The 15,388-nt window shown below is 60.1% G+C and carries 15 protein-coding genes; 14 read left to right on the top strand and 1 reads right to left on the bottom strand.

The window, feature by feature from the left end:
• Nucleotides 1-56 precede the first annotated feature (56 nt).
• Complete coding sequence (locus tag PH551_RS18095; protein WP_285194065.1) at nt 57-1,208, bottom strand: acyltransferase family protein; 1,152 nt, start codon at nt 1,206-1,208, stop codon at nt 57-59.
• 176 nt (nt 1,209-1,384) lie between these two features.
• Between PH551_RS18095 and PH551_RS18090 the strand changes: the two genes are divergently transcribed.
• The 14 genes from PH551_RS18090 to nuoE all read left to right on the top strand — a co-directional run bounded on the left by PH551_RS18090 (nt 1,385) and on the right by nuoE (nt 15,387).
• On the top strand, nt 1,385-3,703 hold the full coding sequence (locus PH551_RS18090) for a membrane-bound PQQ-dependent dehydrogenase, glucose/quinate/shikimate family (RefSeq protein WP_285194064.1): 2,319 nt from the start codon (nt 1,385-1,387) through the stop codon (nt 3,701-3,703).
• A gap of 344 nt (nt 3,704-4,047) precedes the next feature.
• Nucleotides 4,048-4,488 (top strand): DUF305 domain-containing protein, encoded by a 441-nt coding sequence (locus PH551_RS18085; protein WP_483315427.1) that lies wholly within the window; start codon nt 4,048-4,050, stop codon nt 4,486-4,488.
• A 400-nt stretch (nt 4,489-4,888) separates the two neighbouring features.
• Nucleotides 4,889-5,389 carry an NADH-quinone oxidoreductase subunit J family protein gene (locus tag PH551_RS18080; RefSeq protein ID WP_285194063.1) on the top strand — a complete coding sequence of 167 codons (501 nt, stop codon included), beginning with the start codon at nt 4,889-4,891 and terminating at the stop codon, nt 5,387-5,389.
• Entirely contained in the window at nt 5,389-5,691 is a 303-nt protein-coding gene (nuoK, locus tag PH551_RS18075; protein ID WP_097600726.1) for an NADH-quinone oxidoreductase subunit NuoK, read from the top strand. The genes PH551_RS18080 and nuoK overlap by 1 nt, the downstream gene beginning before the upstream one ends.
• 5 nt (nt 5,692-5,696) lie before the next feature.
• Complete coding sequence (locus tag PH551_RS18070) at nt 5,697-7,160, top strand: monovalent cation/H+ antiporter subunit D family protein (RefSeq protein WP_285194062.1); 1,464 nt, start codon at nt 5,697-5,699, stop codon at nt 7,158-7,160.
• On the top strand, nt 7,157-7,411 hold the full coding sequence (locus tag PH551_RS18065) for a hypothetical protein (protein WP_097600728.1): 255 nt from the start codon (nt 7,157-7,159) through the stop codon (nt 7,409-7,411). Before PH551_RS18070 ends, PH551_RS18065 begins: the two co-directional genes overlap by 4 nt.
• Entirely contained in the window at nt 7,404-9,179 is a 1,776-nt protein-coding gene (locus PH551_RS18060; RefSeq protein ID WP_285194061.1) for a Na(+)/H(+) antiporter subunit D, read from the top strand. Before PH551_RS18065 ends, PH551_RS18060 begins: the two co-directional genes overlap by 8 nt.
• A gap of 8 nt (nt 9,180-9,187) precedes the next feature.
• On the top strand, nt 9,188-10,663 hold the full coding sequence (locus tag PH551_RS18055) for an NADH-quinone oxidoreductase subunit M (RefSeq protein ID WP_285194060.1): 1,476 nt from the start codon (nt 9,188-9,190) through the stop codon (nt 10,661-10,663).
• On the top strand, nt 10,660-12,099 hold the full coding sequence (locus tag PH551_RS18050) for an NADH-quinone oxidoreductase subunit N (protein ID WP_285194059.1): 1,440 nt from the start codon (nt 10,660-10,662) through the stop codon (nt 12,097-12,099). The genes PH551_RS18055 and PH551_RS18050 overlap by 4 nt, the downstream gene beginning before the upstream one ends.
• Before the next feature lie 128 nt (nt 12,100-12,227).
• Nucleotides 12,228-12,593, top strand: coding sequence for an NADH-quinone oxidoreductase subunit A (locus tag PH551_RS18045; RefSeq protein ID WP_285194058.1), 366 nt, complete (start codon nt 12,228-12,230; stop codon nt 12,591-12,593).
• Nucleotides 12,581-13,084 carry a NuoB/complex I 20 kDa subunit family protein gene (locus PH551_RS18040; RefSeq protein WP_003582024.1) on the top strand — a complete coding sequence of 168 codons (504 nt, stop codon included), beginning with the start codon at nt 12,581-12,583 and terminating at the stop codon, nt 13,082-13,084. Before PH551_RS18045 ends, PH551_RS18040 begins: the two co-directional genes overlap by 13 nt.
• Complete coding sequence (locus PH551_RS18035; RefSeq protein WP_285194054.1) at nt 13,081-13,617, top strand: NADH-quinone oxidoreductase subunit C; 537 nt, start codon at nt 13,081-13,083, stop codon at nt 13,615-13,617. The genes PH551_RS18040 and PH551_RS18035 overlap by 4 nt, the downstream gene beginning before the upstream one ends.
• Before the next feature lie 29 nt (nt 13,618-13,646).
• Nucleotides 13,647-14,861 (top strand): NADH dehydrogenase (quinone) subunit D, encoded by a 1,215-nt coding sequence (nuoD, locus tag PH551_RS18030; protein ID WP_097600735.1) that lies wholly within the window; start codon nt 13,647-13,649, stop codon nt 14,859-14,861.
• A gap of 16 nt (nt 14,862-14,877) precedes the next feature.
• Complete coding sequence (gene nuoE / locus PH551_RS18025) at nt 14,878-15,387, top strand: NADH-quinone oxidoreductase subunit NuoE (protein WP_285194053.1); 510 nt, start codon at nt 14,878-14,880, stop codon at nt 15,385-15,387.
• Nucleotide 15,388: the final 1 nt, after the last annotated feature.

Below are 15,388 nucleotides of genomic sequence, written 5' to 3'. Positions count from 1 at the left end.
ATGATCTCTTCGCTGGTCGGCTTCGGTTTGCGGGCTCTCCGATGGCGACTGGAAGCCTATTTCAAAACCGCGCCGGCCAACTCCCGTCTTGAACCGCGCTGCAGGTACAGGTTCTCAAGCCAGGTCACCTGTTTCCTCAACCCCAACGCAGGCCTTTCGATAAAGTGCCACGAGAAGGCGGCAAAACAAGTGACAATCAGGCTGCAGACGATCCCATTCAGCCACCAGTTATGCGCCCAGGGTCCGAGCGCGACGAAGGCCTGCTGGATTGGATAGCCATAAAGGAATACGCCATAGGAATAGTCGGCCCCCTGGAGCACTCCGAGCTTGCGGGGCGAGGTGAGGCCGAGAAAGACCGTTACATATCCAATAGCCGGAATGGCAACGAAGTCCCCAAAAGAGCTGAACCAGTAAGCCCACAATATGACGGCAACGGAAGCGATGAAGATGCGGACATCCCACAGAATCTTGTCTTTGTAGAGATAAATCGTCACGCCCACGAGGAAGGCGCCGATCAGCAGATTCCCCGACGCGGTCGTCGGCATGGATGCCCAGTTGCTCTCGTGCTTCCAATATCTCGCAAGCCCAAACCCCACGATCAACGCCGTCGTTGCCACCAGCGCCATTGCACGCCGCTTGACCACGCCGAGCAGAAAAAGCACGGCGATCGCGACGTAACATTCAAGTTCGAAAGGCACGGTCCAGAGCTGGCCATTTACCATCGCGGCGTCCGGATTGTTCAGGAACACCCCCGGAAGATTGAAGTGAATGTGTCCGGTGACATTCAGCAGATATGCAAAAAACTGGGGGTCGGTGAAGTAGTTACTGAGGTCATACTCGGTATAGATCGCTCCAAGTATAAAAGCAGCCAGCAACACTTCCACTGCGAGGGCGGGGTAAATCCGGATAAATCGATTGCCAAGAAAGGAGATCAACGTCTTCGACCGCGCGAGACTGCCGGCAACCAGGAACCCGCTCAAGGCGAAGAACATGGGCAGTACCGACTTGATAAAGGGGCGCAGGGGCGTTTCCCACAAAAACAGATCATCGCCATAGGTGACACGAGCCGTATGTATCCAAAGCACCGAAAAGGCCAACAGCAATCGCATGTAATCGAATCCTGTCGGCCGCCCCTTCGCCAGGTCAAGCTTTTCACCGAGAACCATCATTGCCCCTTTCAGAAGTTTTGACGCAATCGCAAGCATCATTGCCGGCTCGGGGACACGTGTCAGTGACCGCAGCTACATCATGAAAAATTTGAAGGGACTGCCTGTCTTCGGGACGAACACCTGACCATCGGTCCAACGCTCTGTGCTGCCGGAGACGCCGTTCGATGGTCGGAGACGAATGCGGGCTATTGCGCAGCGAATTGGATGAGGAGACGATGAAATTACTGGCCGCTCTGTTCTGTATCGTTCTCGCCTTTATTGGATTGGGCCTGACGGGAGGCGGCGCCTTGCTGCTCAGCCTCGGCGGCTCGCCCTATTACGCAATCACAGGACTTGCCTACCTCGTTGCGGCAGTTCTGCTGTGGCGCCGGAAGCCTCTCGGCGCATTGATTGTCCTGCTTGTCGCCGTTTTCACTCTTCCCTGGGCGTTATGGGAATCGGGCACCAATTTCTGGGCACTCTTCGCACGCTTGATGTCCCCCATCGCACTGGCGGGATTTGCGTTGCTCTTTGCACCAGCGCGCTTGCCCACCGTCGACCGAAAGCTCTTCCACGGCGGCGCGCTGCTTGCCGCCATTCTGTTTGCTGCAGGATTCGGTCTTGCCTTCATCCCGCATGAGGTGATCCGCCCTTCTGCAGACACCCCGGCTTACAAGACCGCCAAGGGCGACAACTCCCCTTCCGACTGGACATCCTATGGCCGCAGCACGGCGGGAGATCGCTATTCCCCGTTCGACCAGATCAACCGCAGCAATGTTGCCCAGCTTGACCTTGCCTGGACATATCGTACCGGAAGGGGCGACGGCGTCGATCAGAATACACCTCTGCAGATCGGGGATACGGTCTACACATGCACACCGACGAATGTGATCACAGCTCTTGATGCCGATACGGGAAAACTCCGCTGGACGTTCGACCCCAAAGCGTCGGCGCCCTATTGGCAGCGCTGCCGGGGCCTCGGCTATTACAAGATGCCGAAGGAACACCGATCGCCCGATGGCCTTTGCGACGAGCGTCTGATACAGACGACCATCGATGCCCGCCTCCTCGCGATTGACAGCAAGACCGGCGCGCCGTGCACGGCCTTCGGCGACAACGGTACTGTGCAGCTCTCCCAGGGCATGGGCGAAGTCAAGACCGGCTACTATTTCCAGACATCGGCTCCGCTGATTGCCCGCAACCTGATTGTCATCGGAGGCTGGGTCACCGACAATCAGGAGGTCGGCGAGCCGTCAGGCGTCATCCGCGCATTCAATGTGGTCACCGGCGAGCTCGAATGGGCCTGGGATCTCGGCAATCCTGCGATCACCAAGCTTCCGCCGGCAGGCGAGACCTATACGCGCGCCACGCCCAACATGTGGACGACAGCGGCCTTCGACGAAAAGCTCGGCCTCATCTATGCCCCGCTCGGCAATACCACGCCGGATTATTACGGCGCCAATCGCCCGGCTTTCGCCGATCAGTACAACGCGACATTGGTGGCGCTCGATGTGACGACCGGCAGGGAGAGATGGAAGTTCCAGACCGTGCATCACGATATCTGGGACTATGATCTGCCGGCCCAACCAGCGCTGATCGACCTCCCCGATGGCAATGGCGCCATCGTGCCGGCCATCTTGCAGACCACCAAACGTGGGCAGCTTTTCCTGCTCAATCGCCAGACCGGCCTTCCCCTCGCCGAAGTTCAGGAAAAGCCGGTTCCGCAGATGGGAGGCGCGCCGGAAGAGAAGCTGTCACCGACGCAGCCTTATTCGGTCGGCATGCCGACGATCGGTGCGGAACGCGTGACGGAGCAGCGGGCCTGGGGCCTGACGATGTTCGATCAGCTTGCCTGCCGTATCGCCTTCCGCAAGATGCGCTACGACGGCGATTTCACCCCGATCGGCACGCGTCCTGCACTTCAGCAGCCGGGAAATCTGGGCGGCCTCAACTGGGGAAGCGTCTCGCTCGACCTCCCCAACAACCGCGTGTTCATGAACGACATCCGTGTACCCAGCATCTTCGCCCTCGTTCCGCGGGCCGATTACGTCGATTTCGCCCTCGTCACGACGGCGCACGGCCCCTCCGCTCCACAGCGCGGCACACCTTATGGTATGACGACCGAGAAGTGGACGTCGAGACTGCGCATTCCCTGCACGCAACCGCCATGGGGGATGGTGACGGCAGTGGATCTGAACACACGCAAAATCGCATGGCAGGTGCCGGCCGGGACTGCCGAACAGCTCGGACCGTTCAAGATTAAGATGAATTTACCCATGTCGATGGGCTTGCCGACCTATGCTGGCACATCGGCGACTGCCGGCGGCCTTGTCTTCTTTGCCGGCTTTCAGGATTATTACATTCGCGCCTATGACGCCGAGAACGGCAACGAGCTTTGGAAATATCCTCTGCCTGTCGGCTCGAGTGCGACGCCGATGACCTACGTCTCACCGAGGACAGGCAAACAATATGTGCTGGTCTCGGTTGGCGGAGCGGCAAATTCGACTGACCTCGGCGACTATGTGCTGGCCTTCTCCCTGAAAGAGGGGGATTAGCCGGCCGAAAGATTGGCTGACAGTAGATGATCGCATCGAAGTCGTGCGCGTGGCCATGTCTGATCCTCTTGCTGCCGATCCGGGAACCAACCCGCTTATGCAAGGTTAAGGCGATATGCCTCCGAGTTGTTGCCTCGGAAACATCTGGAGCGGTTCAGCTTTTCACGGAAGCGCAGAACCGCTCCAACCTTTTGGATTTACGCTATTCCGGAGGGAAACGGCTTCGCACTTTTCCTGGAATTGCTCTAACCGCCTTCCGACTCGGTCCGAAGGCCGGAAGGAAGCTAGCAATGCGCAACCACCACAATTCCCGACATGAGGGGATGAGCAGGCATCCCTATTCCATGTTCGCCGTCAACATGATCCTCAGCCTGATCGCCATGTACTTCGTGATGTTTTCAATGATCGACGGCTGGAGCGATTTCCGGAATAATCTCAACATGCTCTACATGGCGTTAACGATGGTGGCCCCGATGGGCATCATCATGCTCGCCACCATGGGCGGCATGTACCGGAACAGGAAGCTAAACGCCGCCATCCATGCCGGCCTGGTGATCCTGTTCGTCGCGGCCTTTGCAGGCACTCGCACACAGGCTCTCATAGACGACCGCCAATTCATCGCATCTATGGTGCCGCATCATTCAGGTGCAATCCTCATGTGCCGGGAAGCAGCCCTCAACGATCCTGAACTGGTTGCTCTCTGCGCCAACATCTCGCGCGGCCAGCGTGCGGAGATCGAGCAGATGAACGCGATCCGCACGCGCCTGGATCAAGGTACGCGGTAAGACTCCTCGACCCGTTGTCAAACAAACAAGCCCGCGCCTAGGCGGGCATTGTTATTTGGATGCCGAGGCCTTATGGCAGAGAGACTTGCAACTTCGGCGGAACAGCCGGTGTTAGCTGGAAGAAATTTCCCAATACGCCTTAAACAAAACCTAGGTACCTACGGGGTAATCCCATTTGCCTGTGGAACCATAAAATAGGTACGACCCGATCGAAGGCGCGGGCTTGGCAAGCGACCGTCGGTCACGTCCGGGCCGGCTCGATCTTGCTCCCCCGATGACAATAATCTTGTGAAAAATCCGATACTAGGGCACAATTTGCGAAGGCATCTGAAGTTGCGGCGCAGTCTCGAATCCGGCCGTCTCGCGCCGAGTGGCAGTTCGCGTCGGAGGGTCGGCGTCGATGGATCAGGGGTTCTTTCTTCTGTTCGCTGCGGTATCCGTGATCACGGCCCTGACGGTGGTCCTGGCGCGCAATCCGGTTCACAGCGCGTTGGCGCTGATGGCGTGTTTCCTGCAGGTCTCGGCAATCTTCGTCTTGCTCCAGGCACCGTTGCTCGCGGTTATCCAGATCTTCGTCTATGTCGGCGCGATCATGGTCCTGTTCCTGTTCGTGATCATGATGATCGATGTGCGCGAAGCGGTGTTGCAGCGGTTCCTCCCAGGCGGCAACCTCCCAGCACTGGTCCTGCTCGCCCTGCTCGGGGTCGAGATGCTCGTGCTGGTGCTCTGGAGCAACCGCTTTTCGGTCATGGAGCCCGTCGCGATGCGCAGCGGCGATGACGTCAGGCAGCTTGGCACAGCCCTTTTCGCCGACTATCTCCTGCCGTTTGAAACCGCCTCCGTAATCCTGCTGGCGGCCTTGGTCGGCGCCATCATCCTGGCGCGGAAGGAGCAGGGGTGATGGTTCCGCTCTGGTGGTATATTGTGCTCGGAGTGGTCCTGTTCGTGATCGGAGCGGCGGGCGTGCTGCTCAGGCGCAATATTCTCATCGTACTGATGTCGCTGGAGCTGCTGCTCAACTCGGTCAACATCAATTTCATCGCTTTCGGGCGTTACCACGCCGATTTCCGCGGGCAGATCTTCGCGATCTTCGTCATCGCAATCACCGCGGCGGAAGTTGCCGTCGCCCTCGGTATCCTGGTTGCCCTCGTGAGGAACAAATCCACCCTCAAGATCGACGACGTGACGGTGATGAAAGGATAGCGGCTTTGGACCCGGTTGTATCGATCCGGCCGTTGCTTGCCATCGCCGTCGCCGGTCTGGCGGCCCTTGCAGTTCTCCTTTTGCATAACCGCGAGAGACTTCGCGATCTGGTCTCGCCATTAGCCGCGATCGCAATGTTCGCGATTGTCGTGTCGATGGCGCCCAAGGTGCTGGCGGGCGGGACGGTCGAATTGCGCCTGTTCGAGGTTCTGCCGGGGATCGACTTTGCTTTCCGGGTCGATGCGCTCGGCATGGTGTTTGCCACCGTCTCGTCGCTGCTGTGGATCGTGGCGGCGATCTATTCCGTCGGCTACATGCGGCATTTGAACGAGCATGCGCAGACCCGGTTCTTCGCCTGCTTCGCCAGCAGTCTTGCGGCCGCCGCGGGAGGCGCCTTCTCCGCCAATCTGTTTACGCTGGTGATCTTCTACGAAGTGCTCAGTCTCGTTACCTACCCGCTCGTCTATCACCATGAGGACGAGGAGGGATGGAGGGGCGGCCGCAAGTACCTCGTCTATCTGATGGGCGCCTCGAAAAGCGCGCTGCTCGCCGCACTGGCGCTGACCTACCATATTGCGGGATCGCTCGACTTTGTCGCGGGAGGGCTGCTGGCGGCGAGCGATGCCCCGGCGGCGCTGCTGACGGTCGTCTATTTCTGCTATCTTTTCGGCTTCGCCAAAGCCGCTGTGATGCCCATGCATGCCTGGCTGCCCGCCGCGATGGTCGCGCCGACACCGGTCAGCGCGCTTTTGCATGCAGTGGCAGTGGTCAAGATGGGCGTGTTCTGCGTGCTGCGGGTGGTGTTCCATGTCTTCGGCACGGGGCTGGTGGGTGGGCTGAGCCTCGGCATCGCCACGGCCTATCTGGCTTCGTTCACGATCCTGATGGCGTCGGTTTACGCCCTCACGCGGGACGACCTGAAGGCCAGGCTCGCCTATTCGACGGTCAGCCAGCTCTCCTACATCGTTTTGGGCGCGGTTCTGTTGTCGCCGGTCGCGATGGTCGGCGGGATCATCCACATCGCGGCGCACGCATTCTCCAAGATCACGCTCTTTTTCTGCGCCGGCTCGATCTATTGCGCGTCCGGCAAGCGCAACATCAGCGACATGGCCGGTATCGGCCGCAGGCTGCCCTGGACGATGGGGGCATTTTTCATCGCTTCACTCAGCATGATCGGGATACCGCCGACCGCGGGCTTCGTCAGCAAATGGTATCTGGCGGAGGGCGCCGCGGCGGCTGGAGAGACGGCGTTCCTGGTCGTGCTCCTGGTGAGCTCGGTCCTGAACGCCGCCTATTTCCTGCCGGTCAGCTATGCCGCCTTCTTCCAGACGGAGAAGCAGGAGAGCCGGACGACGGTCCGTGAAATTCCGCTGGTCACGATTCCGCTAGTCACGACGGCGATCCTGTCGGTGCTGATGGGCATTTTTCCCGGCTATTTTCTCACTCTGGCAGATGGAGTGATCCGATGATCAAGCGTGTCGTCGACTTCTTTGGTGCCGAACAATATGCGAGGCCGCGCCGCCGACTGTTCTACCTCGTGCTGGTCCTGATCGTCGTCGCCGACTTTCTGGTCTCTCGCGAACATGCCGAATATCTGTGGGACAGGCTGCCGGGCTGGTCCGCCGTCTACGGCTTCGTCTCCTGCGTCCTGCTTATCTTCGTTTCCAAGTTTCTCGGCCATCGGGTCGGGCTGATGCGGCGCGAGGATTATTATGACTGACTTCATCCATCCAGCTCTGCTCTTTATTCTTGGCGCCCTGCCGATCCCTTTCCTCAGCGGGTCGCTCCGCAAGGCCTATCTGCTGCTGATCCCTGCGCTGGCGATCCTTGCCGTACTTGCCATGGAACCGGGCAGCTATGGCGAAGCGCGATTCATCGGGCAGGAGATCCTGATCGCGAAGGTGGACAAGCTCAGCATCGTCTTCGCCACCGTTTTCACCATTATGGCGTTGATCGGCATGGTCTATGCGCTGCACCTGAGGGATACCGGCCAGCACGTGGCGGCGTTCGTTTATGTCGGCAGCGCGCTTGGCGTGGTGTTTGCCGGTGACTACCTGACCCTCTACCTGTTTTGGGAGGGCATGGCATTCGCTTCCGCCTATCTGGTCTTCGCGCAGCGTGGCGGACCGGCGGTCTGGGCCGGGTTCCGTTATCTCATGGTTCATATCACCGGCGGCGTCGTCCTGCTCGGCGGCATCATTTCCCACGGGCTCGCCACCGGTTCACTGCTTTTCGGCCCGATCCCGGGGGCCCTCACCAACGGAGGAATGGACGTCGGCGACTACCTGATCCTCGCCGGCTTCATTCTCAACGCCGCCGTGCCGCCGCTCAATGCCTGGCTGACCGATGCCTATCCGGAGGCGACCGTCACCGGGGCGGTGTTCATGAGCGCGTTTACCACCAAGACCGCCGTCTATGTGCTGGCGCGAGCGTTTCCGGGGACCGAGCTCCTTGTCTGGCTCGGCACCATCATGGCGCTCTACGGCGTCATCTACGCGGTGCTGGAGAACGATTGCCGACGGCTTCTCGCCTATCACATCGTCAGCCAGGTGGGCTATATGATTGCGGGTATCGGCATCGGCACCGAGATGGCGCTGAACGGAGCCGCCAGCCACGCCTTCGCGCATATCCTCTACAAGGCGCTGCTGTTCATGGGTGCCGGTGCAGTCATCTACGTCACCGGCCGACGCAAGCTCACCGAGCTCGGCGGGCTTTACAAGACAATGCCGCTGACCGTGGCGCTTTACATGATCGGCGCCTTCGCGATCTCGGCCTTCCCGTTCTTCTCGGGGTTCGTCACCAAATCGATGGTGATAGCGGCCGCAGGAGCGGATCACCGCGCACTGGTGGTGCTGGCGCTGACCATGGCATCGTCCGGGACGTTCCTGCACACTGGCCTCAAGCTTCCCTATTACATGTTCTTCGGGACGGACCGGAAACTGGAGGCGCGCGAGCCGCCGCGCAACATGCTGATTGCCATGGGCATTGCGGCGGTGCTCTGCATTGCGATCGGGGTGTTCCCCCAGCCGCTTTATGCGCTTCTGCCCTATCCGGTGGATTTCGAACCTTATACGGGTTCGCATGTCACGGAGAGCCTCGGGCTGCTGATGTTCACCGCCCTGGGGTTCGTGCTGTTCCTCTGGGCGCTCGATCCCGAGAACACGACCAGCCTCGACACCGACTGGTTTTACCGCAAGGGTGCGCGGGCCTTCATGTGGCTCGCCGAAAGGCCGCTGGCGCGCTATGAGCAGGCGGTGAGCAATGTCTCCGAGACCGCGGCGCTGCCCTTGCTGCACGGCGCGGCGCGGGCAGGAATCCGGCTCGATCTGACCGGCGTCGATGCCGTCGTGAATGGCGTCGCCCACTCGATCCTGCACGGCGGCGGGCGGCTCAGGCGGCTCCAGACGGGTGTCGTGACCCATTACGTGCTGGCGATGATCGTCGGTCTTATCGCAGCCACCGCCGTCTTCGTCGTGGCGTGGCGGTAGGGGGTGCCATGGGCTTCCCGCTGCTCAGCCTCATCATATTCACGCCCGTTGTCGGGGCCGCGGTTCTCATGTTCCTGCGCGATGATGATGTAGTGCGGTGGAGCGCGCTCTCTTTCACCGTCCTCGACCTTGCTCTTTGCATCGCCATGCTGGTCGGATTCGACACCAAGATCCATGCCATGCAGTTCACCGAGACGCACCCGTGGGTGCCCGCGCTCGGGATCAATTATGCCCTTGGCATCGACGGAATCAGCGCGCTCTTCGTGTTCCTGACCGCACTGTTGGGGTTGATCTGCGTGCTCGCCTCCTGGGTCGCTATCGACCGCAAGGTGAAGGAATTCATGATCTGCCTGCTCTTCATGCAAGCGCTGATGCTCGGCGTCTTCTGCGCGCTGGATCTCTTCCTTTTCTACGTCTTTTGGGAGGCGATGCTGATCCCGATGTATCTCATCATCGGCGTCTGGGGCGGCGAGGGTCGGGTCTATGCGGCGATCAAGTTTTTCCTCTACACGCTGGCAGGCAGCCTCCTGTTCCTGATCGGCGTCATCGTGCTCTATTTCTACGGTGGCAGGACCTTCGATATCCTCGCTTTGACGGAACAGGATTTGCCATTCCGGATCCAGTCCTGGCTGTTCTTCGCCTTCCTGGTCGCTTTTGCGGTCAAGGTTCCGATGGTGCCGGTCCATACCTGGCTGCCGGACGCCCATGTGCAGGCGCCGACGGCGGGCAGCATTATCCTCGCCGGAGTGCTCCTGAAGATGGGCGCCTACGGATTCCTGCGGTTCTCGCTGCCGATGCTGCCGGAGGCATCGATGTATTATTCGCCGCTGATGCTGGCGCTTTCGGGGCTTGCGATCGTCTATGGCGGGTTGCTCGCGCTTGCGCAGGACGATCTGAAGAAGCTTGTGGCTTATTCCAGCATCAGCCACATGGGCTTTGTGACGCTTGGGATTTTTGCGCTGAATCTCCGAGGGCTCGAGGGCGGTATCCTGCAGATGTTCAATCATGGCGTGACGACAGGCGCCCTATTCCTGTTCGTCGGGCTGATTTACGAGCGCACCCATACCCGAAGCATCGCCGACTATGGTGGGTTGATGAAGGTGGCGCCTGTTTACACCACGTTTCTGGCACTGTTTACCCTGTCGTCGATGGCGCTGCCGGGAACGAATTCGTTCGTGGGCGAGTTGCTGGTGCTGTCAGGCGGGTTTGCGGCCAATCTGGTCGCTGGCTCTGCAGCCGTTTTTGGCGCATTGCTGGGGGCTGCCTATCTGCTTGGCATGTACGGAAAAATCGCGCTCGGCCCGGCCAGCGTCGGTACCCGGTTGAAGACACGCGACGTGAACGCCCGTGAGATGGCCGCGATCCTGCCGCTGGCCGTCTTCGTGCTCTGGGTTGGGCTCTATCCGAAACCCTTCCTCGACATCATCGATGACTCGGTGAAGCATCTGCTGACGCAGGTGAACAGTAAGGGGAGCGGCCCATGACCGCCGCCGCGCTTTTCCGGTCGGCCCTAGCGAGCCTGCCCGAGATCGTGGTGATCACCGGCGCCTGCATCCTGCTGATCCTGGGACAGTTTGTACGAAAGGGACAGGAACATTTGCTTGTCTGGGCGTCGATCGCGATTGTATTGATTGCCGCCTTGGCGACACTCATGCTTGCTAGCGAGGTGCGGCCGGCCTACACGGGCATGTTCGTCGCCGACCGCTTCGCCGTCTTCTTCAAGTTCGTTTTCTACCTGGCCACCGTTCTGACATTCGTCCTTTCGCGAAAATATGCCGATATCGAAGGGATCGGGAGCAGCGAATACTATGTCCTGCTGCTCTTCGCGCTTTCGGGCATGATGATCATGGCCTCGGCGACCGATCTCCTGTCGATCTATGTGGGCCTCGAACTGATGGTGATTTGCACCTATGTGCTGACCGGCTTCCTGCGGCGTGAGCGGCGGTCGAACGAAGCAGCACTGAAATACGTAATCCTTGGCGCGGTCTCGACCGGGATTTTCCTTTACGGCGTTTCGCTGGTCTATGGGCTCACCGGCACGACGCAATTGGACGGGATGGCTGCGGTCGTGACTGGCGATCCGCTCGATCCAGGTTTGTTGCTGGCGGTGGTCTTCATCGTCGCCGGGCTGGTCTTCAAGGTCGGCGCGGTTCCCTTCCACATGTGGCTGCCGGACGTCTATGAAGGCGCGCCGACAACGATCACCGCCTTCATGTCGGTGGGCCCCAAGGCGGCGGGGTTCGCGGTGATCCTGCGGGTATTCCTCAACCCTCTGGTCGCAGCCTCGGACGTCTGGATTATCGTTGCCGTCATTGCGGTGGTGACGATGGCGCTCGGAAGCTTCGTGGCGCTGGTGCAGGACAATTTCAAGCGTCTCCTGGCCTATTCCAGCATCGCCCATGCCGGCTTCGCCATTTTCGGCGTGGCCGCTGGTGGCGCCGATGGGATCGCCAGCGTGATGCTCTATCTGCTGATCTACGCCATCATGAATCTCGGCATTTTCGGCGCCGTCATCATGATGCGTAACGGCGATTTCTCGGGCGAGGTTATCGAAGACTATGCAGGTTTCGCCAAGTCACATCCTGGGCTGGCGCTCCTGATGCTACTCTATCTCTTCTCGCTGGCCGGCATTCCGCCGACCGCCGGTTTCTTCGCCAAATTTTACGTGCTTGTCGCCCTCGTCCAGCATGGTTTCGTCATCCTGGCGGTAATCGCAGTGCTGCTCAGCGCCGTCGCCGCCTATTTCTACATCCGCATCGTCATGGTGATCTATATGCGCGAGCCGAAGAGGACGTTCGCCCCGGCGCTCACGCCTCTGGTGGGCGCGACACTCGCCGTCACCGCCGCCGGCACCATCGGCATCGGGCTATTTCCGTCGTGGTTCCTGAAGCTTGCCCAAGATTCGGTCCTTGGCGGGTGAGCGATTGGATTTGCAATGATCACACCGACGGAATAAACTTGGACGCAGAGAAAGGATTGTCCAGTCGCGCCGTGGCGTGACCGACTTACCCGTTCAGGATGAGGTCGGTGGGCAACCGGTGCAGTGATATGGCTGCAATGGAATTCTTGCCGGTTCTTTTCATGATCGCCGGAGTCGTTCTGGTGGCGGGGGTGACGTTGTTCGTTTCCTCGCTGCTGCGCCCATCCAATCCCTATTCCGCCAAGAACATGCCCTATGAATGCGGTATGGAGGCCGCGGGCGAGGCGGCGGCGGGTCGCTTCAGGGTGCCGTTCTTTATCCTCGCAATCCTGCTGGTCGTTTTCGACGTCGAAGCGATGTTCCTCTTTCCCTGGGCCGTCGTCCTGAAAGAGATCGGACTGGTCGGCTATATCGAGATGATCGTCTTCATATTGCTGCTTCTCGTGGGCTTCGCCTATGCCTGGCTGAAAGGAGCGCTGGAATGGGAGGCGTAAACAATGCGATCCGGGACAGCGTGCTGTTCACCACGGCCGACAGCATCATCAGTTGGAGCCGGCGATCGGCGCTGTGGCCGGAAACCTTCGGCATTGCCTGCTGTGCCATCGAAATGATCTCGGCCGGTTGCGCCCGCTACGATCTCGACCGGTTCGGCGTGGTGTTCCGCCCTTCACCGAGACAATCCGACGTTATGATTATCGCCGGCACCGTGACCCGGAAGTTCGCGCCCGTCGTGCGGCGGCTCTACGACCAGATGCCGGAACCGCGCTGGGTGATCGCCATGGGCACCTGCGCTATTTCGGGCGGGGTCTACAACACCTATGCCGTGGTACAGGGATCGGAAACCTTCGTGCCCGTCGATGTGCATGTGCCCGGCTGTCCCCCCCGGCCCGAGGCGCTGATGCACGGCTTCCTTCTGCTTCAAGAAAAGATCAAGAGGTCCCGGGCGCTCGCCGGCACACCTCTGGATCGGGTTATAGCGTCATGAATGTGGAGCCTCCCCTCAATCGCGCTCCGATCATGGAGCGCTTCGGAGAAACAATCGAGGACCTCGGCACTGCGCACGGTATCGATGCCTTTGCCGTTCCGCCCGAGAGGATAGTCGAGTTCTGCCGGCTCCTGAAAGAGCATCCGGGGCTGCAGTTCAATTTCCTCTCGGACATTTGCGGCGTCGATCATTATCCCGAAACGCCTCGGTTCGAGGCGGTCTACCATCTTTATTCGCTGCCCAACCGGTGGCGGGTCCGCATCAAGTGCCGACTTGGCGATCCTCCTGAAGTGCCTTCGGTCACGGGAGTCTGGCGTACCGCCAACTGGCATGAGCGTGAGGCCTGGGACATGTATGGTATCCGGTTCGAGGGACATCCCGATCTGCGCCGGATCTATATGTGGGAAGGCTTCGAGGGCTTTCCCCAGCGCAAGGATTTCCCTCTCAGGGGCTATAAGGACAAGTTGAACCCCTTCGGTGCCGAAGGTCCGCCGCCAACGCAGCCCGATCTTGCCACCAGGGACATTCCGTAAGGGAGGCCGTTCTACGCCGGAACGTTGAGATGACCGAAGTCACCGAGCTCAGCAGGCCTGAGGGTGAAGCGCTCAATACCAGGGAAGTGCTTCTCAACCTCGGTCCGCAGCACCCCAGCACCCATGGGGTTCTTCGGCTCGTCCTCGAACTGGACGGCGAGTTCGTCGAGCGCGTAGATCCGCATATCGGCTACCTCCATCGCGGCACCGAAAAACTGGCGGAGAGCTTCACCTATACCCAGATTTTTCCGCTCACCGACCGGCTCGACTATCTCTGTCCGCCTTCGAACAACCTCGCCTTCGCGCTGGCGGTGGAAAAACTCCTCGGCATAGAAGCGCCGATCCGGGCGCAATATATCCGCGTGATGATGGCCGAGCTAGCACGGATCTCCGGTCACCTCCTGATCACCGGCGCGCTGCCGATGGATCTCGGCGCCATGACCGCGCTGCTTTACGTCATGCGCGAGCGCGAAATGATCATGGATCTCCTGGAAATGATAACCGGTGCGCGCATGCACACGTCCTTCTGCCGGGTCGGCGGGGTGCGCGAGGACCTGCCTGACGGGTTCTTCCCCAAGATCCGGGAGTTTTGCGACATCTTCCCGAACCGGATCCGCGACTATGAGCGATTGCTCGAAGATAACCGGGTGTTTCTCAATCGCACGAAGGGGATCGGCGTGATCTCTGCAGAGGATGGCATCGATCTCGGCCTCAGCGGCCCGAACCTGCGTGCTTCCGGTGTCGACTGGGACATCCGCCGCGACGAGCCCTACGAGATCTATGACAGGCTGGCGTTCAACGTCATCACCCGTGACGAGGGCGATTGCTATGCACGCTGGCGATGCCGCGTCGATGAGATGCGCGAGAGCATAAGGATCATCGAACAATGCATCGACCAGATGCCTGAGGGGCCGTTCCAGATCGACATGCCGACCATCGCCTTCCCGCTGGACAAGGATCGGGTGCACTGCTCGATGGAGGCGCTGATCCAGCATTTCGACCTGTCGGCCTACGGCTTCAAGGTGCCGAAGGGCGAGGTCTATTCGGCGATCGAGGCGCCAAAGGGCGAGCTTGGCTTTTACATCATCAGCGACGGGTCGCCAAAACCGTTCCGCATGAAGGTGCGGGCACCCTCGTTCGTCAACCTTCAGGCCCTCTTCGGAGTCACCAACGCCCGCTATTTGGCGGACATGATCGCTGTGCTCGGCAGCCTCGACCCTGTGATGGCGGAGGTGGACAAGTAGCAAGGATTTGAATGCGATGACCATGCGCGAAAAGATCGAAGAGGCGGCGGCGCGGTATCCCGACCAGCGCTCTGCGATCATGCCCGCGCTCCTGATCGCGCAGGAAGAACACGGCCATCTGCCTGGGCCAGTGTTGGAAGAGGTCGCCGACATTCTCGGAGTCGAGCGGATCTGGGTCTACGAGTTGGCGACCTTCTATACCCTCTTCCATACCGAACCGGTGGGGATGTTCCACCTGCAGCTCTGTAACAATGTTTCCTGCATGCTGTGCGGATCGGAGGACCTGTTAGACCATCTGGAAACAGTGCTGGAGATCAGGAAAGGCGGCACCACTCCGGACGGGCTGTTCACGCTTTCTACGGTCGAATGCCTCGGCGCCTGCGAGATGGCTCCGGTGATGCAAGTCGGCGACGATTACCACGCCCACCTTGATGTGACGCGGATAAACGCATTGTTGGACAGCCTGCGGGCGATAGCGGGAGCCGCAAGCGTCGAGCACGCCTCTGCGCGGCTGCCGGGGGAGTAGC

The organism is Rhizobium atlanticum, assembly GCF_030182485.1.
Classification (GTDB): Bacteria; Pseudomonadota; Alphaproteobacteria; order Rhizobiales; family Rhizobiaceae; genus Rhizobium.
The sequence above is the reverse complement of the archived record's forward strand: the minus strand, read 5'-3'. Positions and strand labels throughout refer to the sequence as shown.

Bases quoted from the DNA above. Each gene is read 5' to 3' on its own strand.
- PH551_RS18035 (WP_285194054.1), top strand. From the start codon at position 13,081: ATGAATGTGGAGCCTCCCCTCAATCGCGCTCCGATCATGGAGCGCTTC.
- PH551_RS18080 (WP_285194063.1), top strand. From the start codon at position 4,889: ATGGATCAGGGGTTCTTTCTTCTGTTCGCTGCGGTATCCGTGATCACG.
- nuoD (WP_097600735.1), top strand. From the start codon at position 13,647: ATGACCGAAGTCACCGAGCTCAGCAGGCCTGAGGGTGAAGCGCTCAAT.
- PH551_RS18055 (WP_285194060.1), top strand. From the start codon at position 9,188: ATGGGCTTCCCGCTGCTCAGCCTCATCATATTCACGCCCGTTGTCGGG.
- nuoE (WP_285194053.1), top strand. From the start codon at position 14,878: ATGACCATGCGCGAAAAGATCGAAGAGGCGGCGGCGCGGTATCCCGAC.
- PH551_RS18060 (WP_285194061.1), top strand. From the start codon at position 7,404: ATGACTGACTTCATCCATCCAGCTCTGCTCTTTATTCTTGGCGCCCTG.
- PH551_RS18045 (WP_285194058.1), top strand. From the start codon at position 12,228: ATGGCTGCAATGGAATTCTTGCCGGTTCTTTTCATGATCGCCGGAGTC.
- PH551_RS18040 (WP_003582024.1), top strand. From the start codon at position 12,581: ATGGGAGGCGTAAACAATGCGATCCGGGACAGCGTGCTGTTCACCACG.
- PH551_RS18095 (WP_285194065.1), bottom strand. From the start codon at position 1,208: ATGATGCTTGCGATTGCGTCAAAACTTCTGAAAGGGGCAATGATGGTT.
- PH551_RS18085 (WP_483315427.1), top strand. From the start codon at position 4,048: ATGTTCGCCGTCAACATGATCCTCAGCCTGATCGCCATGTACTTCGTG.
- PH551_RS18050 (WP_285194059.1), top strand. From the start codon at position 10,660: ATGACCGCCGCCGCGCTTTTCCGGTCGGCCCTAGCGAGCCTGCCCGAG.
- PH551_RS18065 (WP_097600728.1), top strand. From the start codon at position 7,157: ATGATCAAGCGTGTCGTCGACTTCTTTGGTGCCGAACAATATGCGAGG.
- nuoK (WP_097600726.1), top strand. From the start codon at position 5,389: ATGGTTCCGCTCTGGTGGTATATTGTGCTCGGAGTGGTCCTGTTCGTG.
- PH551_RS18090 (WP_285194064.1), top strand. From the start codon at position 1,385: ATGAAATTACTGGCCGCTCTGTTCTGTATCGTTCTCGCCTTTATTGGA.